We start from the raw sequence: 24,113 nt of genomic DNA, 5'->3' as shown, positions 1-24,113 counted from the left end.
CTTTGCCCAGGCAGTTTCCGGCCGCCCTTGTCGTCGCGCTCGCGCTGGCCGTGCCGGCCCAGGCGCAGGAGGTGGCGAAAGATCCCCCCAAGGATCTCCCGAAGCCCGCGGCCCTGGTCTCCGACCGGGTCAAGGACGTGCCGGCCCTGACGCCCGGCGACGCCGCGAGCCTCAAGCCCGGCACGGTGCTGTTCAGCGACCACCGCGAGGCGGCTTCGGCCAATCCGGAGAGCGGGCTGATCGCTTTCGACGCCTGGCGCAAGGCACGGGCCGCCGAGGCCGCGGCGCTGAGCCCCTGGCCCGGCTATACAGAGCCCGACTACACCCAGACGGTGAACGGCGTCGCCAAGCCGCGCCACGAGACCCTGAAGGTCTACGTCGCGGAAGGCCGCTTCGTCGTGGCCAAGCCGCCCTCCGCCATCGACCTGTCGGCCTTCGCCAATCTCGACTTCCTGGCCAAGATGGACCCGGTGATTCGCCACAAGCGGCTCGAACCGGCGGAGGTGACGCCGACCAAGGACCCGGCCGCTGCCTTTGCCAAGCGCCCCGACCGGCCCTGGTGCGGGGCGGGCGGCGTGTGCATCGAGTCGCGCTACGATCTCGAGGGCAAGCTGCCGCTCGGCGTGAAGCTCGCCAACAAGCTCGAACTCGGCAGCTCGAAGAAGGTCGCGGAGTTCGTCTCGTTCCAGAGCGAGCTGCGCGTGCTGCCGCCGGCCGAGGCGGCGGGTCTTGCGGCGCTCACGAAGATCGACACGCCCGTGGCGGGTGGGCTCGAACAGACGATCTTCTGGGTCAATCAGATCCTGCGCTTCGGCAAGTTCCTGGCGGTGATGCAGCCGGCCCCCGACGATCCGAACCGGACCGTGGTGACGACCTACATGGCGCTGGCCATCAAGGCCGACGTGCTGGAGCGCAAGCAGGAATATGCCCGCGTGCCGGTGCTGAAGAATTTGCTGCCGGTGCAGGTGCTGATGGGCAATTCCTCGTTCAACACCGGCACCTCGATCAGCGCCGGCGTGCCGACCTACGCCCGCAACCGCATCGTCGCCTTCGCCGACGCCCTGGCGAAGCGTTGATGCGCATCCGCCGGTGTCACCTGTTTCTCACAAAAGTGTGAGCAGGAAGGGATCTGTCACCGGAAGAGCACAGACACGCTCTGGTATATTGGATAAAGTACAACGACTCGTTCCTGAGACCGCGAGTTACCTCAGCCGGCGCGCCCCCTAGGCGCGCCGCTTTTTGTTGGGCTTCGAGCCCGGCCCCACCGTGATCGAGCAGCCGGTGGCCGCAATCGGTGCCCAGGCGATGCGCCCCCTGTACGAGCGGATCGCGCATCCGGGCCAGCCGGTGCGCAAGGTGACGCTGAGCGGTCGGGCTGTGCGGCGGGGCTCGTCGTAGTGCGGTGAGACGGCTTACCGCTCGAACAAAGCGGTCAGCCGTCTCAGCAAGCCCGCGCGGCGCCCGAGCGGCGTGCGAAATCCGCTTATGCGAAGCAATCCGTCGGATTTCGCACGAGGGGCTCTGACGCCCCTCAATGCGCCCCTGCGGGCGAATGCGCCTGCGCGGCTGCGACCCGGTCCGACGCCTCGGAATGCGCGGCGGGCTTGCGGCGCGAGAAGGTGAGGATCAGCACCGGCAGCACGAGCAGGATCAGCAGGGGGCCAGCGCCATGCCGCCCACCACCACCAGTGCCAGCGGCTTCTGCACCTGCGAGCCGACGCCGGTGGAGAAGGCTGCGGGCAGCAGGCCGACGCCGGCCACGACGCAGGTCATCACCACGGGGCGCATCTGGGTGTAGCAGGTGCGCAGCATCGCCGGCACGCGCTGCACACCCGCAGCCAGGAGGTCGTTGTAGAAGGACAGCACGATGATGCCGTCCATCACCGCGATGCCGAGCAGCGCGATGAAGCCGATCGCTGCCGAGACGCTGAACGAGGTGCCGGTCAGCGAGAGCGCCAGGATGCCACCGGCCATCGCCATCGGGATCACGCTGAGCGCGAGGAGCGAATCCACCACGGACGAGAAGTTCATGAACAGCAGGATCGCGATGATGCCGACCGCGATCGGCACGGTCACGGAGAGGCGGGCGATCGCGCCCTTCATGTTGTTGAACTCGCCGACCAACTCCAGCCGATAGCCCGGCGGCAGCGTCACCTCGTTGGCGACGCGGGCGCGCGCCTCCTCGATGGTGCTGCCGAGGTCGCGTCCGCGCACGGAGAACTTCACCGGCAGGTAGCGCTCCTGCGCCTCGCGGTAGATGTAGGCGGGGCCGGAGACGAGCTCGACCCGCGCCACCGCGCTCAGGGGGAACTGCACCGGCGCGCCGTTGGCCGGGCTCTGGCCGGCGATGCGCAGGTTGGCGATCGCCTCGATGCTCTGGCGGAACTGGGGCTGGAGGCGCACCATGATCGGGTAGTGCCGCTCGGAGCCGGGATCGTAGAGGTCGCCGGCCGAGTCGCCGCCGATGGCGGTGCGCACCGTGGTGTTGATGTCGCCCGGCGTCAGGCCGTAGCGGGCGGCGCGCACCCGGTCCACGTCGATCTCGATGGTCGGCTGGCCGAGCGACTGGAACACCGCCAGATCCTCGACGCCGCGGACCGTGGAGAGCACCTTCATCACGCTTTTCGCGCTGTCGGTGAGCTTCTGCAGGTCGTTACCGAAGATCTTGAACGAGTTCTCGCCCTTGATGCCGGACACCGCCTCGGCGACGTTGTCCTGCAGGTATTGCGACAGGTTGAAATCGACGCCGGGGAAGGCCGCCTGGAGCTTGTGCAGCATCTCCTCGGTGAGCTTCTCCTTGTCCACGCCGGGGCGCCACTGTTCGAGCGGCTTCATCGGCGCGAAGAACTCGGCGTTGAAGAAGCCGGCCGCATCGGTGCCGTCGTCTGGGCGCCCGTGCTGCGAGACCACGCGCTCGACCTCGGGCAGCGAGGCGATGATCTTGCGCATCTCGTTGACGTAGCCGTTGCTCTCTCGCAGCGAGATCGTCGCCGGCATGGTGGCGCGGACCCAGAGATTGCCCTCTTCGAGCTTCGGCAGGAACTCCGAGCCGAGATTGCGCGCAGCCAGCCCGACGCCGACCGCGATCAGCGCGACGCAGGCCACCGTGACGAGCCGGGCGCCGAGCGCCGCGCGCACCGCCGGGCGGTACATCCAGTCGAGGGCGCGCACGAGGATCGTCTCCTTCTCCTCGATATGCGCGGGGAGAAGGTAGGCGGCGAGCGCGGGCGTGACGGTGAAGGTGGCGATGAGGCCGCCGAGCAGGGCGTAGGCATAGGTCGTCGCCATCGGCCCGAAGATGTGGCCCTCGACGCCGGTGAGCGTGAAGAGCGGCAGGAAGCCCGTCACGATGATCGCCGCGGCAAAGAAGATCGAGCGGCTGACATCGCTGGCCGCGAGCGCGATGCGCCCCGATTTCGCGTCGAGCCCCGGCGGCGGGTAGCCGGGGATGCCGTGGCCCGACAGGCGCCGGAAGATCGCCTCGACCATGATGACGGTGCCGTCGACGATGAGGCCGAAATCGAGCGCGCCGACCGAGAGCAGGTTGGCGGATTCATCGCGCGCCACGAGGATGACGACGGCGAAGAACAGGGCGAACGGGATCGTCGCCACGACGATGAGCGCCGAGCGCAGATTGCCGAGGAACAGCCACTGGATCGCGAGGATCAGCAGGATGCCCACCACCATGTTGTGCAGCACGGTGTGGGTGGTGACCGCGATCAGGTCGGCGCGGTCGTAGATGCGCTCGATCTTCACGCCCGGCGGCAGGATGCCGGCGGCCTCGATCTTGGCGACCTCCACTTTCACGGCTTCGATCGAGGGCGTCGACTTCTCGCCACGGCGCATCAGGACGATGCCCTGGACGATGTCGTCCTCGTCGTTCATCCCGGCGATGCCGAGCCGCGGCTGGTGGCCGATGGTGACGGTGGCCACGTCCTTGACCAGAACCGGCGCGCCGCCGACCTGAGTCAGCACCGTGCCGTTGATATCGTCGATGTCGCGGATCAGGCCGACCGCGCGCACCACCGCCGACTGGCCGCCGATGGCGACGCGGTTGCCGCCGACATTGAGGTTGCTGTCGTTGAGGGTCTTGACGACGTTGGCGAGGGAGAGGCCGTAGGCCATCAGCCGGTCGAGATCGACCGAGAGCTCAATGGTCTTGGTCTTGCCGCCCCAGCCGATGGCGTCGATCACGCCGGGCACCGCGCGGAAGCGCTTCTTCAGCACCCATTCCTGGAGCGTGCGCAGGTCGAGCACGCTGTAGCCCGGCGGCGCCGTGAGCTTGTAGCGGAAGATCTCGCCGATCGGGCTGATCGGCGAGATGGTGGGCTTGGCGCCGGCCGGCAGCGGATCGAGCTGCTGCAGGCGGTTCAAGACCTGCTGCTCGGCCTGGAGGTAGTCGAACTCGAAGCCGAACTGCAGCTTCACGTCGGACAGGCCGTAGAGCGAGATGGTGCGAACCTGTTTGAGGTTCGGCATGCCCGAGGTGATCCGCTCGATCGGGATCGTGACGTAGCGCTCGATCTCCTCGGCCGAGAGGCCGTCGGTCTGGGTCACGACATCGACCATCGGCGGGGTCGGGTCGGGATAGGCCTCGATGTTGAGGTTCTGGAAGGCGGCCAAGCCGCCGACCACGAACAGCACGAAAGCGAGGATGACGAGGGGCCGTTGCCGGAGCGCGAGCGCGACGATGCCGTTCATGGGGGCGGTTCCAACCTCGCGCCGTCGGGCGCGGCCGGGGACGGCCCCGGCTCGGAATGCTTGTTTTCGCGGGAAGCGGTGGGCCGGGCTCTCAGCCGGGCTGGTCGGTCATGCCGTCGATGAACAGGGCGCCCTTCGAGATCACCCGCTCGCCGAGCGCGAGCCCTTCCGTGACCTCGATGTCGTTGCCGTCGAGGAAGCCGGTCTTGACCGCGCGGCTCTCGACGGCGTTGCCGGCGCCGAGCACCCAGACCCGCGCCTTGTCGCCCTCGAAGATCACCGATTGGCGCGGCACGGCGCGGGAGACGGTCTCGCGCTCGTTGATGATGTGGACGCTGGCATACATCTCGGGCTTCAAGAGCCCCTTCGGGTTGTCGACCTCGGCGCGCACGACGATGCGGCGCGTGGCGGGATCGACCGAGGCGCCGATGTAGTTGATGCGGCTCTCGAAGGTCTGGTTCGGGTAGGCGAGCACCCGGAAGCGAATGCGCTCGCCGAGATCGACCTTGGCCGCGTCGGTCTCGCGCAACTGCGCGACGATCCAGACCCGGCCGAGATCGCCGATGAGGTAGGAGGGGTCGGAGCCGCCGGTGTTGATGTACTGGCCCGGGCCGATCTTGCGCTGGATCACGGTGCCGGAGAGCGGCGCGTTGATCGTCGTCTCGGGGTTGATCGCGCCCTTGGTCTGGAGCGCCTTCATGTCGTCGTCGGCGAGCCCGAGGATGCGCAGGCGGTTGCGCACCGCCTCCAGGCCGACCTCGGCGGTCTTGGCGTCGTTCTGCGCCGTCGTGAGGTCGTTCTGCGCGGTCTGCAATTCCTTCAGCGTGGTCACGCGGGAATCATAGAGGTCGTGCAGGCGCTTCTCGGTGTTGGTGGCGTAGGAGAGCTGCGAGCGCGTCTTGTTGAGCACGTTCAGCGCCGCGAGGAAGTCGTTCTGCGCCTGGACCATCTCGTTGGCCTGGAGCGAGAACAACTTGTCGCCCTGCTTCACCCGCTCGCCGGAGCGGGCGAAGATGGTGATGACCCGGCCGGCATAGGGCGAGAAGACGGGCGTCGCGCGGTACTCGTCGACGCTGATCTTCCCCTCGGTGGCGATGTCCTCGTAGAACAGCCGCTGCTCGACCGCCACGGTGGTGACGGTGGCAAGCTGGCTCTCGGTGAGCACGAAGCGCCCCGGTGCGGCGGCCGTCACGGCGGCCGGCATCGGGACGGCGGCATCGACTTCCTTCGGGCGGCCGTACCAGAGGGCGGCGGCCGCGCCTGCCCCCAGTACGCACGCAACGAGAAGTTGCGTGCGCAGCCGCATCCTATGCGGCGTCAGGTTGTCGTCGTGCGCCCCGCCCATCGTCGTCCCGTTCCGCTTCGACCCAGCGCCTCGATGTCACGACGGGCGCGCTGCGCGCCGGTTGATTCGGCTTTCGCTTGCGCGCAACCGAAGCTCCCGAATTACGCCGTTACCGTGGCGGCTTGACCGGGGTATGACGGGATCGGTTTCTTACAAATGAAACAACGGCGCTGATTTTACGCGCAGGCGGGATTTTTTTCGATTGTTGCTCGTATGGTGCCTCGCCGTGGCCGCGAGGCGGCGAAGCGAACCATCGCGCGACGTCTCCGGAGAGAGGAGCCCGGATCGTTTCGGCCCCGCCTTGCGACGGCGAGGAAAGGGGACGAGCCCGTCATACCAAATCCGGTTGATCCCTTCGGGATGGCGGATTTGGGCTTCGCTCAAGCGCCGCGCGGGCTTGCTGATACGGTCCCCGCTTTGATCAAGCGGCGACCGTCTCAATCGTCCATCTTCAGCGCGGCGATGAAGGCCTCCTGCGGGATCTCCACGCGGCCGAACTGGCGCATGCGCTTCTTGCCTTCCTTCTGCTTGTCCAGAAGCTTGCGCTTGCGCGAGATGTCGCCGCCGTAGCACTTGGCGGTCACGTCCTTCGACAGCGCGCGGATGGTTTCGCGGGCGATGATCTTGCCGCCGATCGCCGCCTGGACCGGGATCTGGAACAGGTGGCGCGGGATCAGGTCCTTCAGCTTCTCGCACATCGCCCGGCCGCGCGACTCGGCGCGGGTGCGGTGGACGAGCATCGAGAGCGCATCGACCGGCTCGGCGTTCACCAGGATCGACATCTTCACGAGGTCGCCCTCGCGGTAATCCGAGACGTGGTAGTCGAACGAGGCGTAGCCCTTCGAGATCGACTTCAGGCGGTCGTAGAAATCGAACACCACCTCGTTGAGCGGCAGGTCGTAGACCACCATGGCGCGCTTGCCGACGTAGTTCAGGTCGATCTGGATGCCGCGCCGGTCCTGGCACAGCTTCAGCACGCCGCCGAGATACTCGTCGGGCGTGAGGATGGTGGCGCGGATCCACGGCTCCTCGACCGTCTCGATCTTCATCGGATCGGGCATGTCGGCCGGGTTGTGCAGCTCCTTGAGCTCGCCGTCGCGCATCAGCAGGCGGTAGACGACCGACGGCGCGGTCGAGATCAGGTCGAGGTTGAACTCGCGCTCCAGGCGCTCCTGGATGATCTCGAGGTGGAGCAGCCCGAGGAAGCCGCAGCGGAAGCCGAAGCCGAGCGCGGCCGAGGTTTCCATCTCGTAGGAGAACGAGGCGTCGTTCAGGCGCAGCTTGCCCATGGCGCCACGGAGCGACTCGAAATCGGCGGCGTCCACGGGGAACAGGCCGCAGAACACGACCGCCTGAACCTCCTTGAAGCCCGCGAGCATCTGCGTGGTCTGGCGCTTGTCCTCGGTGATCGTGTCGCCGACGCGGGTGTCGGCCACCTCCTTGATCGAGCCGGTGAAGAAGCCGACCTCGCCGGGGCCGAGCTCGCCGATATCGGCCATCTTCGGGCGGAACACGCCGATGCGATCGACGCCGTAGGCGGCGTCCGCGCCCATCATGCGGATGGTCATGCCCTTCTTGAGCACGCCGTCGATGATGCGCACGAGCACGACGACGCCGAGATAGACGTCGTACCAGCTATCGACCAACAGGGCCTTGAGCGGCGCCTCGCGGTCGCCCTTCGGTGCCGGCAGGCGCTTGACGATGGCTTCCAGCACCGCCTCGATGTTCAGGCCGGTCTTGGCCGAGATCGGCACGGCCTCGGAGGCATCGAGGCCGATCACCTCCTCGATCTGCTCCTTGACCCGGTCCGGCTCGGCGGCCGGCAGATCGACCTTGTTGAGGACGGGCACGATCTCGTGGTTGGCGTCGAGCGCTTGGTAGACGTTGGCGAGCGTCTGCGCCTCGACGCCCTGGGAGGCATCGACCACCAGCAGCGAGCCCTCGCAGGCGGCGAGCGAGCGCGACACCTCGTAGGCGAAATCGACGTGGCCGGGCGTGTCCATCAGGTTGAGGATGTAATCCTTGCCATCCTCCGCGCGGTATTCCAGCCGCACGGTCTGGGCCTTGATGGTGATGCCGCGCTCTTTCTCGATATCCATCGAGTCGAGCATCTGCTCGCTCATGTCGCGCAGCGCCACGGTGCCGGTCGTCTGAATCAGCCGGTCGGCGAGCGTCGACTTGCCGTGGTCGATATGCGCGACGATCGAGAAGTTGCGGATGTTGTCGATGGTGCGGGTGGTCATCGGGGTCTCCGGCACGGCGGTCCCGTCGCGGGGCTGACGCGGCGCACGGCAGGTTTGTCGGGATTGTCCGGGCGGAGATAGCAGCGGCGGGCACGCACGCCAAGGCGGGGGTGCGCCGCGCGCTTACCGTTGTTGGCGCCGCGTGCCTGCCGAACGGGTTCAGGTCGGCCCGTCGGGACCGGGTGCGGCCTCGGCCGCGGAGCCCGCCCGCGCTGCGGCCGCCATCGCCACAAGGCTCTTGCGCAAGGCGCCCATGTCGCGCACCGGCTCGGGGTAGGGCACCCGCGCCGTGCGCTCGCCGGCCATCAGGTCGAGCCCCTCCGGGTCGAGCCCGGTGAGCCGCCAGCCGCTGCCGGGCTCGCCGGCGCCTGCGGCGTAGAGGGCAAGGGCGTCGGCGTGATCCGCGTTCATGTGCTCGACGGCGCCGCGCTCGCCCGCGACGATGGCCTCGGCGCCGGCCAGGTCGAGGAGCAGTTCCTGCGGCGTCAGGGTCGCCGCCTTGGCAAAGCCGCCGTTCAGGTGGCCGGCCGTGGGGCGAGGGTGAAGAAGCCGAAATCGGGGAAGTCGGCGTAGAGCTTCGCCTTCGGGTGGCGGGCCAGGAAGCGCTCGCGGATCCGCGGCTCGTCGCAGCGCGCGGCGCGGCCCGTCACCGTCAGGCGCGGATGGGCCAGCGGATCGCCCTTGCCGCCCACCGAGAACAGCAGCGAGGCGCGCGGGTCGTGATCGAGGTTGCGCGTATGCGCCGAGAGGCGCGAGAGCAGCATCACCGGCGTGCCGTCGCTGTCGGTGGCGAAGGTGACGAGGGAGGCGAAGGGGGTGCCGTCGGCCGCGTCGATCGTGGCGAGCGCGCCTGATCGTACGCTGCGCAGAAGATGCCGGGCGAGCCCGATCGCGTCGAACGGGGCTTCCGAGGCGGGCAACGGTTCGGCCGGCCGGCGCCGTTCCCCCGCGGGCGGCATCGCGTCGTTGGCCATGAAAGCATTCCTCCCCGGTTTCGGGTCGGAGCATAGCGCGGCACGCGGCCGGTGCAGAAGGGTCCGCGGCACGGACGGGCGCGGCGCGTTGTCCGCCCTGCCGTCCGCCAAAGCTGTTTTGGCCGGCGGGCGCGGATGTCCACGACGCTCCTCATGCTGAGGAGCGAGGCGAATGCCGAAGCCATCCACGCGAAAACGCTCGTGCAGACCCCTTGTCCAAGCCGTCCGACACGGCCAAGCTTAGACTGCCGCTCGCTTTTTTCGAACGATGGTCGTAAAGGACGAGACCCTCCGCACGGCTGGCGGTCCCCGATTTGCGGGTACCGAGCCTCGCCGTTGCGGGCCCCGCCAAGGACGCGCCAGGGGCGGCGCGCGCGCCGTCAAGTCAGGGAAACTGCATGCCCACGATCGCCCTCGTCGACGACGACCGCAACATCCTGACCTCCGTCTCGATCGCGCTGGAGACCGAGGGTTACCGCATCCAGACCTACACCGACGGCGCCTCGGCGCTGGACGGTCTGCGTCACTCCCCGCCCGATCTCGCCATCTTCGACATCAAGATGCCGCGCATGGACGGAATGGAGCTTCTCAGACGCCTGCGGCAGAAATCGGACCTTCCCGTGATCTTTCTCACCTCGAAGGACGAGGAGATCGACGAGCTGTTCGGGCTCAAGATGGGCGCGGACGACTTCATCCATAAGCCGTTCTCACAGCGCCTGCTGGTCGAGCGGGTGAAGGCGGTGCTGCGCCGCTTCGCCCCGAAGGATGCCACGCCGGGGGCCGCCGCCCGCGAGGCCGACGCCGCCGCCCGCTCGCTCGAGCGCGGCCAACTGATGATGGACCCCGAGCGCCATACCTGCACCTGGAAGGGCGAGCCGGTGACCCTCACGGTCACCGAGTTCCTGATCCTCCAGGCGCTGGCCCAGCGCCCCGGCGTCGTGAAGAGCCGCAACGCCCTGATGGACGCGGCCTACGACGATCAGGTCTACGTCGATGACCGCACCATCGACAGCCACATCAAGCGGCTGCGCAAGAAGTTCAAGGTGACGGACCAGAGCTTCGACATGATCGAGACGCTCTACGGCGTCGGCTACCGGTTCAAGGAGGGTTGAGGCGATTCCCCCGCGGTCCCGTCCGTCGATGCTCGCCCCCCTGTCCCGCCAGCCCGATTCCGATGAGGTCCACGCCCGCCGCGGCGTCTTCGCGCGGCTCGTCGGCTCCCTCACCCGCCCGCCGCTGACCTGGCCGCGCGCCCTCTGGAACGCGGTCGGCCAGCGCGCCTCGTCGAGCCTGACGCGCCGCATCGTGGTGCTCAACCTCGTCGGGTTGATCGTCCTGCTGTTCGGCTTCCTCTACCTGAACCAGTTCCGCCAGGGGCTGATCCAGGCGCGGGTGCAGAGCCTGCTGATCCAGGGCGACATCATCGCCGGCGCCATCGCCGCCCAGGCCTCCGTCGACACCGACACCATTCGCGTCGATCCGGACAAGCTCCTGCAGCAGCAGGCCGGTGAGGGCCGCGAGTTTGACGACGACCCCGCCTCGCTCGCCTTCTCGCTCAACCCCGAGAAGGTCGCGCCGCTGCTGCGCCGCCTCGTGACCCCGACGGGCAACCGCGCACGGGTCTATGACAGCGAGGGGAGCCTGCTGTTCGACACCCGCACGCTCTACGCCCGCGGCGATATCGGCCGCAGCGAGACCGTGGTGAAGCCGCCCAAGCCCAACGTGCTGGAGCGGATCTGGGACTTCGTCGGCACTCGCATTCTCGGCCTCGTCGTCAGCGAGCGCTCGGCCCAGGAGGAGGCGGGCCCGCAGGACGGGCGTGCCTTCCGCGAGGTTCAGGCGGCGCTCAAGGGCTCGCGCGGCACGATCTCCCGACGCAACGAGCGCGGCGAGACCATCGTCTCGGTGGCGGTGCCGATCCAGCGGGCGGGCTCCGTGCGCGGCGTGCTGATGGTCTCGACGCAAGGCGGCGACATCGACCGGGTGATCGCCTCCGAGCGCTTCGGCCTGCTTCAGGTGTTCCTCGTCGCGGCCGCCGTGATGCTGGTGCTGTCGATCCTGCTCGCCGGCGCCATCGCCGGGCCGGTGCGGCGCTTGGCCGATGCCGCCGAGCGGGTGCGCCGGGGCATCAAGTCGCGCCAGGAGATCCCGGATTTCACCAGCCGCACCGACGAGATCGGCCATCTCTCGGGCGCGTTGCGCGACATGACCCAGGCGCTCTACCGGCGGCTCGACGCCATCGAGAGCTTCGCGGCCGATGTCAGCCACGAGTTGAAGAACCCGCTGACTTCGCTCCGCAGCGCGGTCGAGACCCTGCCACTGGCCAAGACCGACGAATCACGCGGCCGGCTGATGCAGATCATCCAGCACGACGTGAAGCGCCTCGACCGGCTGATCTCCGACATCTCCGACGCCTCCCGCCTCGACGCGGAACTCGCCCGCGCCGAGGCGCGCCGGGTCGATCTCGGCAAGCTCCTCACCACCGTGACCTCGGTGGCCAACGAGCGGCGCCGCGCCAAGGCGGCGGTGATCCAGTTCGACATCGAGCGGCCGAGCGGCGAGATCGAGGACCCGTTCCGCATCATCGGCCACGACAGCCGCCTCGGACAGGTCGTCAACAACCTGCTCGACAACGCCCGCTCGTTCTCCCCGCCCGGCGCCAAGGTGCGGGTGGCTTTGCGCCGCCTCAAGAACGAGGTCGAGTTCGTGGTCGAGGACGAGGGGCCCGGCATCCCCGAGCACGCGCTGGAGCGGATCTTCGAGCGCTTCTACACCGACCGGCCGGAACAGGGCTTCGGCCAGAATTCCGGGCTCGGCCTGTCGATCTCGCGGCAGATCATCCAGGCCCATCACGGCTCGATCCGCGCCGAGAACCGCCCGGGCCCGGCCGACGAGGAGGGGCACCCGACGGTGCGCGGCGCCCGCTTCATCGTGCGCCTGCCCGTGGCCCCTCGGGCCGACCGCTACCGCGACGACGACCTCGCCGCATGAGCGGGGAGGCTGCGCCGGAAAGCGAGCCGCAACAGGAAACGGTTTACGCGAGCTGCGTGCTCCTCGACGAGGCCGGCGTGCTGATCCGGGGGCCGTCCGGGGCGGGCAAGTCCGCACTGTGCCTCGCGCTTCTCGACCGCTTCTTCCTGGAAGGTCGCCATGCCCGCCTCGTCGGCGACGACCGCATCCGGCTGGAGGCGCATCACGGCCGCCTCGTCGCCCGGCCCCACCCGGCGCTCGCCGGCCTGATCGAGATCCGCGGCCTCGGTCTCCGTCGTCTGGCGGCACATGCACCGGCCGCGGTGCTGCGCCTCGTGGTCGATCTCGTGGCGGAGGCCGAGCGCCTTCCCGAAACCGCCGCGACCGCCATGCTCCTCGGTGTCGCGCTGCCCCGCCTCGCCCTTGAACCGCGCCATCCCCACGAATACCTGATCCGTGAGGCGCTTCGAGCCGGCGTGGCAATGCGGACGCACCCGGCGGCTCTTGTGCCCGGCGGTGCCCGCGATGTGTAGCGCGGCTGCCGCGGCCGTGTCATGGTGAGCCCGTTGTGTCGCGCAAAACGACGCGACCCGCTTGCGCTTCACCTTGCGCTGCACAAGATGGCGTCTCCGCTCACAGGGCGTTGGAACACGCTTCGATGATTGGAATGGTGCTCGTCACACACGGGCTGTTAGCGACCGAGTTCAAGGCCGCCCTGGAGCATGTCGTCGGCCCTCAAAAGCAGGTCGAGACGATTACGATCGGCCCGGAGGACGACATGGAGCTGCGCCGCGGCGACATCATGTCCGCCGTCGGTCGGGTCAACTCCGGTCAGGGCGTCGTGGTTCTCACGGACATGTTCGGCGGCACGCCGTCGAACCTCGCTTTGTCATGTATGAACGGCGGCCAAGTCGAGGTGGTCGCCGGGATCAATCTGCCGATGCTGATCAAGCTCGCCAGCGTGCGCGAGGCCGAGAGCCTGGGCGACGCCGTGCTCCATGCGCAGGAGGCGGGCCGCAAGTACATCAACGTCGCGTCGCGGGTTCTTGCGGGCAAGTAGCTTCTTGCGGGCAAGTAGCCCGGTCTCACACCCCGCACGGCCTTTTCTTCGCCCCGCTCCCGGCTTAACCACGTCGTCCCGCATCCGGAACGGCGCGCCGACGCGTCGCCGGTTCGCACCGAAGCGGCGGGGGAGGGAGTGCCAGGGGCGATGGGAGAGAGTGTGGACGGCGAGGTCGAGCCGCAGCCGGAGGTGCCCGAGGGTGGCCTCGTCCGGATCTTGCCGATCATCAACCGCCGCGGCCTGCATGCCCGCGCCTCGGCCAAGTTCGTGCAGACGGTGGAGCGCTTCTCCGCCGCCGTGACGGTGACCCGCGGCGGCGAGACCGTCGGTGGGCGCTCGATCATGGGCCTGCTGACGCTGGGGGCGGCCAAGGGCACCTCCATCGCCGTGGTCGCCGTCGGCGGCGACGCGGACGCCGCCCTCGACGCGATCGAGGCGCTGCTCGCCGACAAATTCGGCGAGGACGAGTAGTCCTCGGCCGTTCCGTCTCGCGCGGCAGGGCGATTTTAAGCGCGACGGCGGCGGTCGTGCTCGCGCGCGACGGCGTTGCTCATCGCCTCGTATGGTTCGTGCCAGACCAGCAACTCGCGCTGCCGCCGGTCGTGAAGTCCTCCATCAATCTGTCCCGATGCGCTGAGGCACGGCGCCGAAGGTTTGAGCTGACATCCATGTAGAGCCTCCCGTCGCGGCACTGGCCATGATGTCAACGGCAGGTCCCGGGATCGATCGTGCCGCGGGTCAGACCGTTCCCGCGCACAATTCACGCGCACGTTGCTGCGTGAACGAGGCTGTCGCGGCGCTTCGCGGCGTCCCACACGCATCCGAGACCGGTTGGCGGCATGCGTCACTTTTATTCCCCAAGCTCTCCATTTTCTGAAGGGTTCGTTCATCGGGCGTTCCTAGACGAACGGCGATGGTGTGGCCGGAAGCCTGGCCGTTGGACTCATCCCAGGGTCCCTTACGCCACCGACGTCGGACAATGCCCTTGAAGATCGCCGTCATCGCCCATCTCAAGTTCCCGATTGGACAGCCCTATCTGGGCGGCCTCGAGATGCACACGCATCACTTGGCCGGCGCGCTGCGCGCCAGGGGCCATCGGGTCACGCTTTTCGCCTCGGAGGGCTCCGATCCGGCGCTGGTGCCGAACCCCGTCTGCCCGCCGACCGGCGACGCCCTGGGCGATCCCGTGGCCTGCGAGCGGATCGAGCGCGCCGAACTCGCGGCCTACGAGCGGATCATGGAAGCGGTCGCGCGCGGCGGTTTCGACATCGTGCACAACAACAGCCTGCACGACCTGCCGCTGCGGGCGAGCCACACGCTCCCCGTGCCGATGACGACGGCGCTGCACACGCCGCCCTTCGAATCGCTGGCCGAGGGCGTGCGGGCGGCCAAGCCCGGCATGATCTTCGCCGCTGTCTCGCCGTCGCTGGCGCAGGAATGGCAGCCGCTGGTGCCGGATGCCCGCGTCATCGGCAACGGCATCGACCTCTCGACCTTCGCCTTCAGCCCCAAGGCCGACCCGGCGGGCTACGTGTTCTGGAGCGGGCGGATCGTGCCGGAGAAAGGCACGCATCTGGCCATCGACGCGGCGCGCCGCGCCGGGATCCCCCTGCGCTTTGCCGGCCCGCAGCCGAACCCGCGCTACTGGAACGAGTGGATCGCCCCGCGTCTCGGAGCGGATGCGGCCTATGTCGGCCACCTCTCCCACCGAGAGCTGGCCCACCAGCTCGGCGGCGCGCGGGCGGCCATCGTCTCGCCGCGCTGGGAAGAGCCGTTCGGCCTCGTCGTCGCCGAGGCGCTGGCCTGCGGCACCCCGGTCGCCGCCTTCGGCCGCGGCGCGATCCCCGACATCGTCGATCGCTTCTCCGGCGCGCTCGCACCCGCCGACGACGTGGCGGCCCTGGCCCGCGCGATCCAGCGCGCCGTCGGCCTCGACCGCCGCGCCTGCCGCCGCCGGGCCGAGACGCTCTACGACGCCCAGGTGATGACCGACGGCTACGAGGAACTCTACCGCGAGGTGCTGGCCGGTGCCCCGGCCCAGAGCTCCCGCGTCGCCCTCTTCGAACGCCCGGCGGCCTGATACGATGCCCGCGCCCTCCAGCCCGGCCGTCGTCTGCATCCCGGCCCGTAACGAGGCCGAGCGCCTGCCGCGCCTGCTGCGGGCGCTCGCCGCGCAGGAGGGGTTCTCGACGGCTGCCCCTCTGAAGGTCGTGATCGTCAGCAACAACTGCACCGACGGCACGGTCGAGGCGGTGCGTGCCCTCGAAAGCTCGGGTGCGCTCGACACCCTGGCGCTGCGCCTGATCGAGGCGACCTTCGCCCCGTCCGAGGCCCATGTCGGCACCGCCCGCCGCCGCGCCCTCGATGCGGGCGCCGACTGGTTGGAGAGCGAAGGCGCGCCGGACGGCGTGCTGCTCACCACCGATGCCGATGCGCGGCTCGCCCCCGGTTGGGTCGCGGCGAACCTGCGCGCCCTGGAGAACGCCGAGATCGTCGGCGGCCGGCTCGTAATCGACGAGGAAGACGGGGCCGACCCTGCGCTCGCCGCCTTCCACGCGCGGGTCGAGCGCTACTGGTCGGGTGTGCGTGCGCTCGAAGACGCCCTCGATCCGCCGCCCCACGACCCGGCGCCGCGCCACGGCGACCATACCGGCGGAAGTCTCGCGCTCCGGGCCTCACTCTACCGCGCCGTCGGCGGTCTGCCGGCTCTGCCGCGCGGCGAGGACAACGCCCTGGTCGCTGCCGTGCAGCGGGCGGGCGGGCGCCTGCGCCACTGCCCCGCCGTGTCAGTGCTCGTCTCGGCTCGCACCGCCGGACGGGCCGAGGGCGGCATGGCGACCGAGATGCTGCGCCGTGCCCGCGTCGTGCGCGAGGGCGAGGCCTACCGGCTGCCGGTGGCCGCCCACTGGCAGCGGATCATCCTGCGCCGGGCCGCTTTGCGCCGCGCCTATCGCGAGGGCGCCGCGCCAGCCGCCCTGCACGCGCTCGGGCTCGATGCGGACGACCTCGCCGCCATCGACTCGGCGGCCTGCCCCAACGACATCGCCTTCGTCGAGCGGGCCCATGCCCGCCTGGACGCGCGGGACGGTCCCGCGCCGGAATGCGGCCTCGACGAGGCGCTGGCGGCCCTCGAAAACCTCGCCGCGGCCTTGGGGCGCGATCAGGCGGCCTGAGAGCTGGTCTGTCGTCCCGGCGGTCTTGCCGCCTCGCGCCGCACGTTTCTCGGAGCTCGCATGACGCGTCCGGTCGGCTACTACGTCCACCATCAGGGCGCCGGTCACCTGCAGCGGGCGATCGCGCTTGCGCGGGCGCTCGCCGCGTTCGGGCGGCCCTGCACGCTGATGGGCAGCTTTGCCGGCCTCGACATCTCGGGCGCGCCGGGCCCCGTCCTCGACCTGCCCGACGACCGCCTCGACCGGAGCTTCGACGGTCAGGACGGCGCGGGGCAGCGGCCCGAATGCTTCCATTACGTGCCGCTGAACCATCCGGGCATCCGCGCGCGGATGGGCCGGATCGCCGCCTGGGCGGCGGAGAACGACCCGGCGCTGATCGTCGTCGATGTCTCGGCCGAAGTGGCGCTGCTGGCCCGGCTCCTGTCGGTGCCGAGTCTCGTGGTGCGTCTGTCCGGCACCCGCACGGACCCGCCGCATCTGGAAGCATTCCGCGCCGCCTCGCGGCTGCTGGCTCCCTTTCCCGAAGCCCTCGACGGCGGGGACGTGCCGGCCTGGGTGCGTGAAAAGACCGTCTATGGCGGCTTCCTCGGGGGGGCTCCGGCGGGGGCGGTCTCCGAGGAGGATGGGCGCATCGTCGTGGTGTTCGGGCGTGGCGGCGAGGGCGGGCGTCTGGAGAGGCTTGCTCAGGCGGCCGACGCCGTCCCGGACCGGACTTGGCACGTCCTCGGGCCGGTGACCGGCGCGGGCGCGGCTCCGAAAAACCTGCATCTCCACGGCTGGGTCACAGATGTGCGCCCGCATCTCGCCCCGGCCTCCCTCGTGATTGGGGGCGCCGGCGACGGGCTCGTCACCGCCGTGGCGGGTCTCGGCAAGCGCTTCCTGTGCCTGCCGGAGCCGCGCGCCTATGACGAGCAGGAGGCCAAGGCGGCGGCGCTGGAGCGGCTCGGCGCGGCCGTCGTCCAACTCGGCTGGCCGGACCCCGCGGCCTGGGCCCTCCTCGTCGCCCGCGGCCTCGCCCTCGATCCGGACGTGGTTCGGCGCCTCGCCGAACCCGACGCGCTGGCGCGGACGGCAGCGGCGATCGAGACCCTGTGCCGGGATGCGGGCTGACGAGCGCTCAGGCCCATTGACCCTCCGGGCCGCCGTCGGCGCGTTTCACGAGCCATCTCCGGCGCGGGCGCGACGGCCGCGAGACACAGAATCGCGGCGGTGGGCAATCGCCCAACCGCCGCGCCTTCATCTTTTCGGGTCGAGCCGATCAGCGCTTGGGCGTGTAGCTCGGGTCGCTGATGCGGCGCAGGTTCTCCGGCGGCGTCTCCGCCTCGGTGGCCTCGACCGACTCGATGCTGCCGCCCGCGACCGAATCACGCCGATCGAAGTCGGAGGCCGTGCGCGCTACCTGCGCCTGCCAGCTCGGATCTTCCTGAAGGGCGCGCTGGAGATCGGCGGGGCGGGCGACGTCGAGGGGACTGTCCTGCCCGAAATCCTGCCCGTTACGGTCGGCATTCGCGTTGAAGTCGCGCAGGGAATCGTGCTTGCGGCTCTCGTCCATGGCGGTTCTTCTCCTGATGCGGAGCGGATCGTTCCGCTCGATGTCGATGCGGCGCGCCGCCGTTAATGGGAGCGGTCGGTGCGGTCGGGGGCATGGCCCGGGCCGCTATGGGCGTGGTGCGCGTCGCGCTCGCCACCGCCTCCGGACACGCCGGACTTGGAGCTGTTCGTCGGGCTACCTGGTGTTGGCCCGTGATCCGGCTCGGCGGCGGGCTTCGACCGGTCCTGATGGCTGCTGCCCGGCCCGCCATGGTGACGGTCGGCGTTGGGATGTTTGCTGGAGGTGCTCATTCAGCGATCCTGCTGATGACCCTGATGGGTGGTGTTGATCTTCGAATTGCCCGCTTGGCCGATCTTGTCCGGGTCCTTCGTCTGCGACGAGGCTCGGCCCTGGGTGGTCGCGGTCTCGGGGGCGCTTCCCGGCCCCTTGTCGGAGCGGTTGGCCGGCGGAACGGGCGGGGGCTTGGCGGTCATCGAGGCTCCTGGGTTCATAGGAGAGATGTGATCCCCGGAGAACCAGCCGCATCTCGAAGAGTTCGCGCCGAATGCCGAAAACTTTTTACGCGATGCGGCGGATCATCGCGCCATAGCGCAAGAGATAGGGCCGGAATGATCGGCGCTACACGTGCCTGCGAGCCGTCAATGCTACGCTGCGCCACGGATGTTGCTTGGCAGGATCATGGGGTGGGCTGGGCCCACGCGACCAAAACTGTGACGGCGCGTCATCCGTGACGGGAGGCCGATCCACCGTCCGGCGGCAAAAATCCCGCGTGAAGTCCGGAGCATCTTCGAGGCCGCCGCTTCGCTTGTGCCTCTCAAGGTAAGGGCGTGGAGGGGATCGACGGCATCCGCGCTCCCAAAAACCGCTCAGAACGGCCGCTCGGGCGGCACGCGCGCGGCGGCGATCTCCTCCGGGCTCGGGCCGCGCAGGAGGGTGATGTCGGGCTCGCGGCTCTCGCCGATCAGGCCGAGCCGGGCGAAGGCATCGAGCCAGCCGTCCATCGGCCAGAGCCCGTGCCGGGCGCGGAAGCGGCGGGCGTTGCGGACGATGTCGGCGAAGTGCTGGAGCGGCGGGTCGCAGGAGAGGTGATGCTGGTGGAAGGCGGGCGGGGCGCCAGCCAGCAGCGCCGGCACGCCGATCTCGGCGGCGCGAAAGGCGAGATCGGTATCCTCGGCGCCGTAGCCGTCATAGCCCTCGTCGAAGCCGCCGAGCCGGTCGTAGGTCGAGGCGCGCACCGCGAAGGCGAGCGACCAGAACAGGCCGGGATTCTGCGTCTCCGCCACGCCGCTGGATGGGAACGTCCGGGCCGGGTGGAGGAGGCCGGCCTGCAGAAGATCGGCCTCCTGCCAGTCGTCCTGCACCGCGCCCGCGGGCAGGTAGCGGATCGGCCCGCAGACGAGGCCGTCATGCGCGGCCGCCGCCGCAGCCAGGGCCGGAACGAGGCCGGCGGAGGGAATGCAATCGACGTCGAGGAAGACGAGGATGTCGCCGGAGGCCGCCGCCCGGCCGGCATTGCGCGCGGCGGCGAGCGGGAGGCCGGCGCTCGGGAAAGCGATCGGCCGCAGCGGGAACGGCGTCGCCGGCAGCGGCTCGGGGGCCGGGCCCATCTGGACCACGACGCATTCGGTGGGAGCCGGCCCGCGGGCGAGCCCCTCGATCAGTCGGGCGAGATGGGCGTCACGCCCCTTGTTGAGCGTGACGACGCTGATGGTGCTCACGGGGATTCCGGTCCGGGCCAAGCTTTACGGTCGTACCCGTCCTGCCAGCCCCAACCTGAAACGCGGATGAAGAGGCGATCAGCGCAGCGCGATGTACCACTCGTACGGGCCGCAGAGCCGGTCGATCATCGCCGTCTGCAACTGGAAGCCGGACGGATCGTCCGTGATCAGCCCGGAGACCTGCGAGGCATGCGCCTCGACCGCCCGGCGCTTGGCCGTACGCTCGTCCTCCACCGCGAGGCGGTAGCCTTCGGGGGCCGGCCCGACCTCGCGCTCCGGCGGCAGGGTCCAGCCCCAGACCGGGTAGGCATAGGCCGCGATACCGGGAAGCCGGGCCTGGGCGAGACCGGCGATGGCGGCCGAGGCGGTGTGGTCGCAATGCGGATCGTGCCGCCAGGTCACGAACAGGGCGCTCGCCCCGGCCTCTCGGGCGATGTCGGCGATCCGCTCCGCCGCCGCCTCGGCGTCTGCGCCCTCGCTCGGCACGCCGCCATCGGGCAGGCGCAGGAAATGAACATGCTCGGAGCTCAGCCCGAGTTCGGCCATCGCCGCCACGGTCTCCGCCTCGCGCAAGTCCCGCAGGCGGTCATGCGGATAGGCCTTGGAATTCGGGTGCGAGCCGCAGCCGTTGCTGACGACGACGACGCGGACAGTTCGGCCCTCTCGCACGGCCTGCGCGATCAGCCCGCCGCAGCCGAGGCTTTCGTCGTCGGGGTGGGGCGCGACCACGACGAGGCCGCCCCCGCCCGGCACCAGGGTCGCGAGAGGGGCGACGGGCATGGCCTTCACGGCCTCGAGGAAGGCGTCGGCACGCATAAGAAGCCTCCTATTCCGCTCGCGCGGCGAGATAACGCGAAAATCCCTTGGCGCGCAGGTCGCAGGCTGGGCAAGTGCCGCAGCCATAGCCCCATTCGTGGCGCGCCCCGCGCTCGCCGAGATAGCAGGTATGGCTCTCCTCGACGACGAGATCCACGAGCGCCCGCCCGCCCAGAGTCTCGGCCAGCGCCCAGGTCTGCGCCTTGTCGATCCACATCAGGGGCGTGTGCAGCACGAAGCGGCGCTCCATGCCGAGGTTGAGCGCGACCTGCAGCGCCTTGATCGTGTCGTCGCGGCAATCGGGATAGCCGGAATAGTCGGTTTCGCACATGCCGCCGACGATGTGGCGCAGGCCGCGGCGGTAGGCGAGCGCGGCGGCGAAGGTGAGGAAGGCCAGGTTGCGGCCGGGCACGAAGGTGTTGGGCAGGCCGTCGCGGGCGAACGCGATCGCGCTGTCGCGGGTCAGCGCCGTGTCGGAGATCTCGCCGAGCGCGGCGAGCGCCAGCGTGTGATCCGGCCCGAGCCGGCGTCCCCAGGCCGGATCGAGGGCGGTCAGGCCCTGCCGCAGGGCCGCGCGCCGATCGAGTTCGACCCGGTGGCGCTGGCCGTAATCGAAGCCGAGCGTCTCCACATGCGGGAAGCGATCGAGCGCCCAGGCGAGGCAGGTCGCCGAATCCTGGCCGCCGGAGAACAGCACCAGCGCACCGGCCTCACCGCCCGCCACGGCCGCGTCCTCCGGCATGGTCAGTCGCCCTCGTACTCGGCCCAGGAATAAGGCGTCTCGAAGATCCGCACGCTGGAAAGCCCCGGAATCGCCGGCTTGGCCCGATGCCAGATCCAGGCCGCTATATGCTCCGCGGTGGGATTCTCCAGCCCCTCGATCTCGTTGAGGCAATGGTGGTCGAGCCGCTCCAGGAGCGGCGCAAAGGCGCTCTCGATGTCGTAGAAATCGACCACCCAGCCGCTCGTCGGATCGACCGCGCCGGAGACCGTCAGCTCCACGCGGTAGGAATGCCCGTGCATGCGGTGGCAGCGGTGGGTCTGGGGCACGTTCGGCAGGCGGTGAGCCGCCTCGAAGGTGAAGGCCTGAGTGATCTTCATCGCGGGATCTTCACGAGGTCCGGAACGGTCCCGCCGCGGACAGCGCAGCGGGTTGTCGGCGGCCGGCGGGCGCACCGAGATCGTGGATATGTCACCACATCGGCCGAAATGCACCCTCTATCCGGTCTTTGCGGCCGCGAGCCCGCGTGTGGTGATCGTGCCGGCGCGGCCCCTCGAACCAGACCGACCTCATCGCCTGGGGCCGCTCGAACGCTTCGTTCGAGATCAGGCTCGGGTTCAAGGGGAGACTGCAGAGGGCGTTCGGACCCGATCGCGACGTGGACGCACGATCGTCACCCGCCGACGCACGCAGCGCTGGCGGCCCGGCCCAGGGGCGAGCATCGATCAACGAACGCGCGTGCGACGGCGGGCCGGAGGCGGCTCCGACGCCCAAGTTGGCCGGGGAGAGATGTCACGCCCATCCAGGCACACGAAGCGGCGGGCGTGGCCCGTTGGGGTTACGGCTACCATCCATAATCGACGTTGCGCGCGTTGGTTGTTCATCTCAAGCTCTCGTCGCCGGCTTTCGTCGCGCTGCCACGACTGAACTGTCGCGCAGGATGCTCGTCAGCATTCCTGCATCCTTCAAAAACCGCCGGTGCTCGCGCTGCATGCAGAAAGAACTCCTGTCGTCGCGAGTGCGGCAGCAAAATTACACATAAAATCATGGCCTGGAGCCGTATCCGACCTGATTGCATCAGGCTGGCGGCTCTCGGTCGTTGTTTTGATGCGTAGTCTTTCGACGAACCGGTGGCCGCTTCTTCGGAATGCGCTCTAGCCGAGTTGTCGCATGTCATGATGCAGGAAGCGTCAGACGAGATGGAGAGTCTTGATGAAGATCTCATGCGTCGGTGCGGGGCCTGCCGGACTGTATTTCGCGATCGTGATGAAGCGGCGCAACCCGAACCATGAGATTGTCGTCCACGAGCGAAACCCAGCGGGAACGACACATGGGTGGGGCGTCGTCTTCTGGGAGGATCTTCTTGCCACCCTGCGGACCAACGATCCGGACAGCGCGCAGGCGATCGCGGATCAGGCGGTGCCCTGGTCCGGGCAAGTGGTCGACGTCGAGGGGCAACCGCCGCTTCACCACGGAGGCGGGGGCTACGGCCTATGCCGTCGTCGCCTCCTGCAGATCCTCATCGAGCGGGCGCTTGCGCTCGGCGTCGACGTGCGGTTCGAGAGCGAGATCAGCGAGCTGAGTCAGGTCGCCGATGCCGACCTCATCGTGGCGGCCGACGGTGTCGCGAGTCCGTTGCGTCGGCACCGCGCGGATCAGTTCCGGCCGCAGATCGAAGCCGGCCGCAACAAATACCTCTGGCTCGCAACGACACAGCGTTTCCCGTCCTTCACGTTCGGATTCGTTCCGACCAGCGCCGGATGGGTCTGGTTTCACGCCTACTCCTTCAAGGAGGGAATGAGTACGTTCATCGTGGAATGCGCACCGGAGACGTGGAAGGGGCTCGGTCTTGGCACGATGCGCGCGGATGCCGAGTTGCGGCTACTGGAAAGCATATTCGCCAAGCATCTCGACGGGCACGAACTGATCAGCCGCGATGGCCAGGGCCACACACTGCCATGGTCGAGCTTCCGCAGGTTGGTCAACCGAAGGTGGCGCGCGGACAACTTGGTGCTGATCGGTGACGCCGCGCATACGACACATTTCACGATCGGTTCGGGAACGCGTCTGGCCATCGACGACGCGATCGCGCTCGCCTCGGCCTTGAGCGAGCACGACAGCCTTCCCCGCGCCCTCGACGCGTTCGACCGTCGACGCCAACGCGCACTCGCTCGCGTGCAACGGGATGCGCGCCTAAGTGCGGAATGGTTCGAGAACCTTCCGCGCTACATCCGCTACAACACACCCGCCTTCTTCACGCTCCTGCTCGCGAGGCGCTCTCGGCTGCTGAAGCGGATACCTGCGAGAACATACCTGTATTTGCGTGGTCAATATACCAAACTGACGGGTCGCGCGGCCGCACCTCTCGGGCGAATCGGCGGACCAGCGCACCCGTTCGGATCAAGAGCCAAATGCGGCATCGCCGGAGCCGAACCGGGAACGCCCCGCCATTGACGCTGTCAGCGCCGGAGCGGGCTGAGAGCCGCGGGATCCGGATCGACATCGAAGTCCGCGAGGGTGCCAGCGTCGTGCTGAGCCTTCGCGGCCTCACAACCCGGTCGGCACCGTCTCACCGCCGAGCGCCGCCTGAATCTCGCTCTGGCCCGCATCTGCGTGCTCGCCCTGAGCTGGCCAAGGTGGAAAGGGCATCCAATCCGTGAACGCGTCCGACGCGTAGCCATGGTCGCACGAAGCGACCCGCCAGGGCTCGCTGTCACTGGAATTGCGCGGATCCCAGCGAATGACGGCGCGGCGGTCCGGCTCGCGCCGGTTGATGGCGATGATCCAGCGGCCGTCGCGGGGCGCCCGATCCATGATCCGCCAGCTCCACATCGATC

At 69.2% G+C, this 24,113-nt stretch carries 21 protein-coding genes and 2 pseudogenes; 11 read left to right on the top strand and 12 right to left on the bottom strand.

The genetic code is table 11. From position 1 onward, the window contains the following. Positions 1-2 precede the first annotated feature (2 nt). Together MSPGM_RS05695 and MSPGM_RS05690 are read left to right on the top strand one after the other, a co-directional pair. Positions 3-1,076, top strand: coding sequence for a hypothetical protein (locus tag MSPGM_RS05695; protein ID WP_003600416.1), 1,074 nt, complete (start codon positions 3-5; stop codon positions 1,074-1,076). 163 nt (positions 1,077-1,239) lie between these two features. Beyond that, on the top strand, positions 1,240-1,398 hold the full coding sequence (locus tag MSPGM_RS05690; RefSeq protein WP_244426864.1) for a LacI family transcriptional regulator: 159 nt from the start codon (positions 1,240-1,242) through the stop codon (positions 1,396-1,398). Positions 1,399-1,531: 133 nt separating this feature from the next. Here MSPGM_RS05690 and MSPGM_RS05685 read toward each other — a convergent pair. The 4 genes and pseudogenes from MSPGM_RS05685 to MSPGM_RS05670 form a co-directional block, all read right to left on the bottom strand. Continuing rightward, positions 1,532-4,701, bottom strand: a pseudogene (locus MSPGM_RS05685) (efflux RND transporter permease subunit). 91 nt (positions 4,702-4,792) lie between these two features. Further along, positions 4,793-6,046, bottom strand: a complete 1,254-nt coding sequence (locus tag MSPGM_RS05680; protein ID WP_003600414.1) for an efflux RND transporter periplasmic adaptor subunit — start codon at positions 6,044-6,046, stop codon at positions 4,793-4,795. A gap of 437 nt (positions 6,047-6,483) precedes the next feature. Next, positions 6,484-8,289: a translation elongation factor 4 gene (lepA, locus tag MSPGM_RS05675; protein ID WP_012752292.1), complete on the bottom strand. Its 1,806-nt coding sequence runs from the start codon at positions 8,287-8,289 to the stop codon at positions 6,484-6,486. Positions 8,290-8,448: 159 nt separating this feature from the next. After that, positions 8,449-9,263, bottom strand: a pseudogene (locus tag MSPGM_RS05670) (HugZ family protein). A gap of 398 nt (positions 9,264-9,661) precedes the next feature. On the opposite strand from MSPGM_RS05670, the gene MSPGM_RS05665 reads away from it, so the two are divergent. The 8 genes from MSPGM_RS05665 (at position 9,662) to MSPGM_RS05630 (ending at position 17,579) form a co-directional block, all read left to right on the top strand. Further along, a complete protein-coding gene (locus MSPGM_RS05665) occupies positions 9,662-10,375 on the top strand; it encodes a response regulator transcription factor (RefSeq protein WP_003606011.1) in 714 nt (237 codons plus the stop codon). A gap of 28 nt (positions 10,376-10,403) precedes the next feature. Continuing rightward, entirely contained in the window at positions 10,404-12,254 is a 1,851-nt protein-coding gene (locus MSPGM_RS05660) for a sensor histidine kinase (protein WP_003606012.1), read from the top strand. Then, positions 12,251-12,766 (top strand): HPr kinase/phosphorylase, encoded by a 516-nt coding sequence (locus MSPGM_RS05655; RefSeq protein ID WP_003606014.1) that lies wholly within the window; start codon positions 12,251-12,253, stop codon positions 12,764-12,766. Before MSPGM_RS05660 ends, MSPGM_RS05655 begins: the two co-directional genes overlap by 4 nt. A gap of 125 nt (positions 12,767-12,891) precedes the next feature. Beyond that, positions 12,892-13,293: a PTS sugar transporter subunit IIA gene (locus MSPGM_RS05650; protein WP_003606016.1), complete on the top strand. Its 402-nt coding sequence runs from the start codon at positions 12,892-12,894 to the stop codon at positions 13,291-13,293. Between the two features lie 150 nt (positions 13,294-13,443). Continuing rightward, complete coding sequence (locus tag MSPGM_RS05645) at positions 13,444-13,767, top strand: HPr family phosphocarrier protein (protein WP_003606019.1); 324 nt, start codon at positions 13,444-13,446, stop codon at positions 13,765-13,767. A 514-nt stretch (positions 13,768-14,281) separates the two neighbouring features. Beyond that, the gene (locus tag MSPGM_RS05640; RefSeq protein ID WP_043765902.1) at positions 14,282-15,376 is read left to right on the top strand and encodes a glycosyltransferase family 4 protein; all 1,095 of its coding nucleotides are present in this window, start codon (positions 14,282-14,284) and stop codon (positions 15,374-15,376) included. Positions 15,377-15,380: 4 nt separating this feature from the next. After that, positions 15,381-16,469 carry a glycosyltransferase gene (locus MSPGM_RS05635; protein ID WP_012752288.1) on the top strand — a complete coding sequence of 363 codons (1,089 nt, stop codon included), beginning with the start codon at positions 15,381-15,383 and terminating at the stop codon, positions 16,467-16,469. Between the two features lie 60 nt (positions 16,470-16,529). Beyond that, complete coding sequence (locus MSPGM_RS05630) at positions 16,530-17,579, top strand: glycosyl transferase (RefSeq protein ID WP_012752287.1); 1,050 nt, start codon at positions 16,530-16,532, stop codon at positions 17,577-17,579. Positions 17,580-17,727: 148 nt separating this feature from the next. Here MSPGM_RS05630 and MSPGM_RS05625 read toward each other — a convergent pair whose 3' ends face one another. The 7 genes from MSPGM_RS05625 to queD all read right to left on the bottom strand — a co-directional run bounded on the left by MSPGM_RS05625 (position 17,728) and on the right by queD (position 21,656). Next, positions 17,728-18,021 carry a hypothetical protein gene (locus tag MSPGM_RS05625; protein ID WP_261926196.1) on the bottom strand — a complete coding sequence of 98 codons (294 nt, stop codon included), beginning with the start codon at positions 18,019-18,021 and terminating at the stop codon, positions 17,728-17,730. A 62-nt stretch (positions 18,022-18,083) separates the two neighbouring features. Then, positions 18,084-18,311 (bottom strand): hypothetical protein, encoded by a 228-nt coding sequence (locus tag MSPGM_RS05620; protein WP_003604186.1) that lies wholly within the window; start codon positions 18,309-18,311, stop codon positions 18,084-18,086. Then, positions 18,312-18,494, bottom strand: coding sequence for a hypothetical protein (locus MSPGM_RS05615; RefSeq protein WP_003604187.1), 183 nt, complete (start codon positions 18,492-18,494; stop codon positions 18,312-18,314). 393 nt (positions 18,495-18,887) lie between these two features. Beyond that, on the bottom strand, positions 18,888-19,739 hold the full coding sequence (locus MSPGM_RS05610; RefSeq protein ID WP_261926195.1) for a glycosyltransferase family 2 protein: 852 nt from the start codon (positions 19,737-19,739) through the stop codon (positions 18,888-18,890). Between the two features lie 78 nt (positions 19,740-19,817). Continuing rightward, positions 19,818-20,555, bottom strand: a complete 738-nt coding sequence (locus MSPGM_RS05605) for a PIG-L deacetylase family protein (protein ID WP_003604189.1) — start codon at positions 20,553-20,555, stop codon at positions 19,818-19,820. Positions 20,556-20,565: 10 nt separating this feature from the next. After that, positions 20,566-21,297, bottom strand: a complete 732-nt coding sequence (queC, locus tag MSPGM_RS05600) for a 7-cyano-7-deazaguanine synthase QueC (RefSeq protein ID WP_012752284.1) — start codon at positions 21,295-21,297, stop codon at positions 20,566-20,568. A 2-nt stretch (positions 21,298-21,299) separates the two neighbouring features. Then, entirely contained in the window at positions 21,300-21,656 is a 357-nt protein-coding gene (queD, locus tag MSPGM_RS05595) for a 6-carboxytetrahydropterin synthase QueD (RefSeq protein WP_003604191.1), read from the bottom strand. A gap of 832 nt (positions 21,657-22,488) precedes the next feature. Between queD and MSPGM_RS05590 the strand changes: the two genes are divergently transcribed. Then, the gene (locus tag MSPGM_RS05590) at positions 22,489-23,730 is read left to right on the top strand and encodes an FAD-dependent monooxygenase (protein WP_003604192.1); all 1,242 of its coding nucleotides are present in this window, start codon (positions 22,489-22,491) and stop codon (positions 23,728-23,730) included. A gap of 93 nt (positions 23,731-23,823) precedes the next feature. Here MSPGM_RS05590 and MSPGM_RS05585 read toward each other — a convergent pair whose 3' ends face one another. Next, positions 23,824-24,090 carry a hypothetical protein gene (locus tag MSPGM_RS05585; RefSeq protein ID WP_244426862.1) on the bottom strand — a complete coding sequence of 89 codons (267 nt, stop codon included), beginning with the start codon at positions 24,088-24,090 and terminating at the stop codon, positions 23,824-23,826. Positions 24,091-24,113 lie beyond the last annotated feature (23 nt).

This window comes from Methylorubrum sp. GM97 (genome assembly GCF_024347855.1).
Taxonomy (GTDB): domain Bacteria; phylum Pseudomonadota; class Alphaproteobacteria; order Rhizobiales; family Beijerinckiaceae; genus Methylobacterium; species Methylobacterium extorquens.
The sequence above is the reverse complement of the archived record's forward strand: the minus strand, read 5'-3'. Positions and strand labels throughout refer to the sequence as shown.

What these genes read in the sequence shown, in the direction of transcription:
- MSPGM_RS05655 (WP_003606014.1), top strand. Translation starts at nt 12,251, where the DNA reads ATGAGCGGGGAGGCTGCGCCGGAAAGCGAGCCGCAACAGGAAACGGTT.
- MSPGM_RS05615 (WP_003604187.1), bottom strand. Translation starts at nt 18,494, where the DNA reads ATGACCGCCAAGCCCCCGCCCGTTCCGCCGGCCAACCGCTCCGACAAG.
- MSPGM_RS05650 (WP_003606016.1), top strand. Translation starts at nt 12,892, where the DNA reads ATGATTGGAATGGTGCTCGTCACACACGGGCTGTTAGCGACCGAGTTC.
- MSPGM_RS05645 (WP_003606019.1), top strand. Translation starts at nt 13,444, where the DNA reads ATGGGAGAGAGTGTGGACGGCGAGGTCGAGCCGCAGCCGGAGGTGCCC.
- MSPGM_RS05590 (WP_003604192.1), top strand. Translation starts at nt 22,489, where the DNA reads ATGAAGATCTCATGCGTCGGTGCGGGGCCTGCCGGACTGTATTTCGCG.
- MSPGM_RS05665 (WP_003606011.1), top strand. Translation starts at nt 9,662, where the DNA reads ATGCCCACGATCGCCCTCGTCGACGACGACCGCAACATCCTGACCTCC.
- MSPGM_RS05620 (WP_003604186.1), bottom strand. Translation starts at nt 18,311, where the DNA reads ATGAGCACCTCCAGCAAACATCCCAACGCCGACCGTCACCATGGCGGG.
- MSPGM_RS05630 (WP_012752287.1), top strand. Translation starts at nt 16,530, where the DNA reads ATGACGCGTCCGGTCGGCTACTACGTCCACCATCAGGGCGCCGGTCAC.
- MSPGM_RS05660 (WP_003606012.1), top strand. Translation starts at nt 10,404, where the DNA reads ATGCTCGCCCCCCTGTCCCGCCAGCCCGATTCCGATGAGGTCCACGCC.
- queC (WP_012752284.1), bottom strand. Translation starts at nt 21,297, where the DNA reads ATGCCGGAGGACGCGGCCGTGGCGGGCGGTGAGGCCGGTGCGCTGGTG.
- queD (WP_003604191.1), bottom strand. Translation starts at nt 21,656, where the DNA reads ATGAAGATCACTCAGGCCTTCACCTTCGAGGCGGCTCACCGCCTGCCG.
- MSPGM_RS05585 (WP_244426862.1), bottom strand. Translation starts at nt 24,090, where the DNA reads ATGGATCGGGCGCCCCGCGACGGCCGCTGGATCATCGCCATCAACCGG.
- MSPGM_RS05635 (WP_012752288.1), top strand. Translation starts at nt 15,381, where the DNA reads ATGCCCGCGCCCTCCAGCCCGGCCGTCGTCTGCATCCCGGCCCGTAAC.
- MSPGM_RS05680 (WP_003600414.1), bottom strand. Translation starts at nt 6,046, where the DNA reads ATGGGCGGGGCGCACGACGACAACCTGACGCCGCATAGGATGCGGCTG.
- MSPGM_RS05625 (WP_261926196.1), bottom strand. Translation starts at nt 18,021, where the DNA reads ATGGACGAGAGCCGCAAGCACGATTCCCTGCGCGACTTCAACGCGAAT.
- MSPGM_RS05605 (WP_003604189.1), bottom strand. Translation starts at nt 20,555, where the DNA reads ATGCGTGCCGACGCCTTCCTCGAGGCCGTGAAGGCCATGCCCGTCGCC.
- lepA (WP_012752292.1), bottom strand. Translation starts at nt 8,289, where the DNA reads ATGACCACCCGCACCATCGACAACATCCGCAACTTCTCGATCGTCGCG.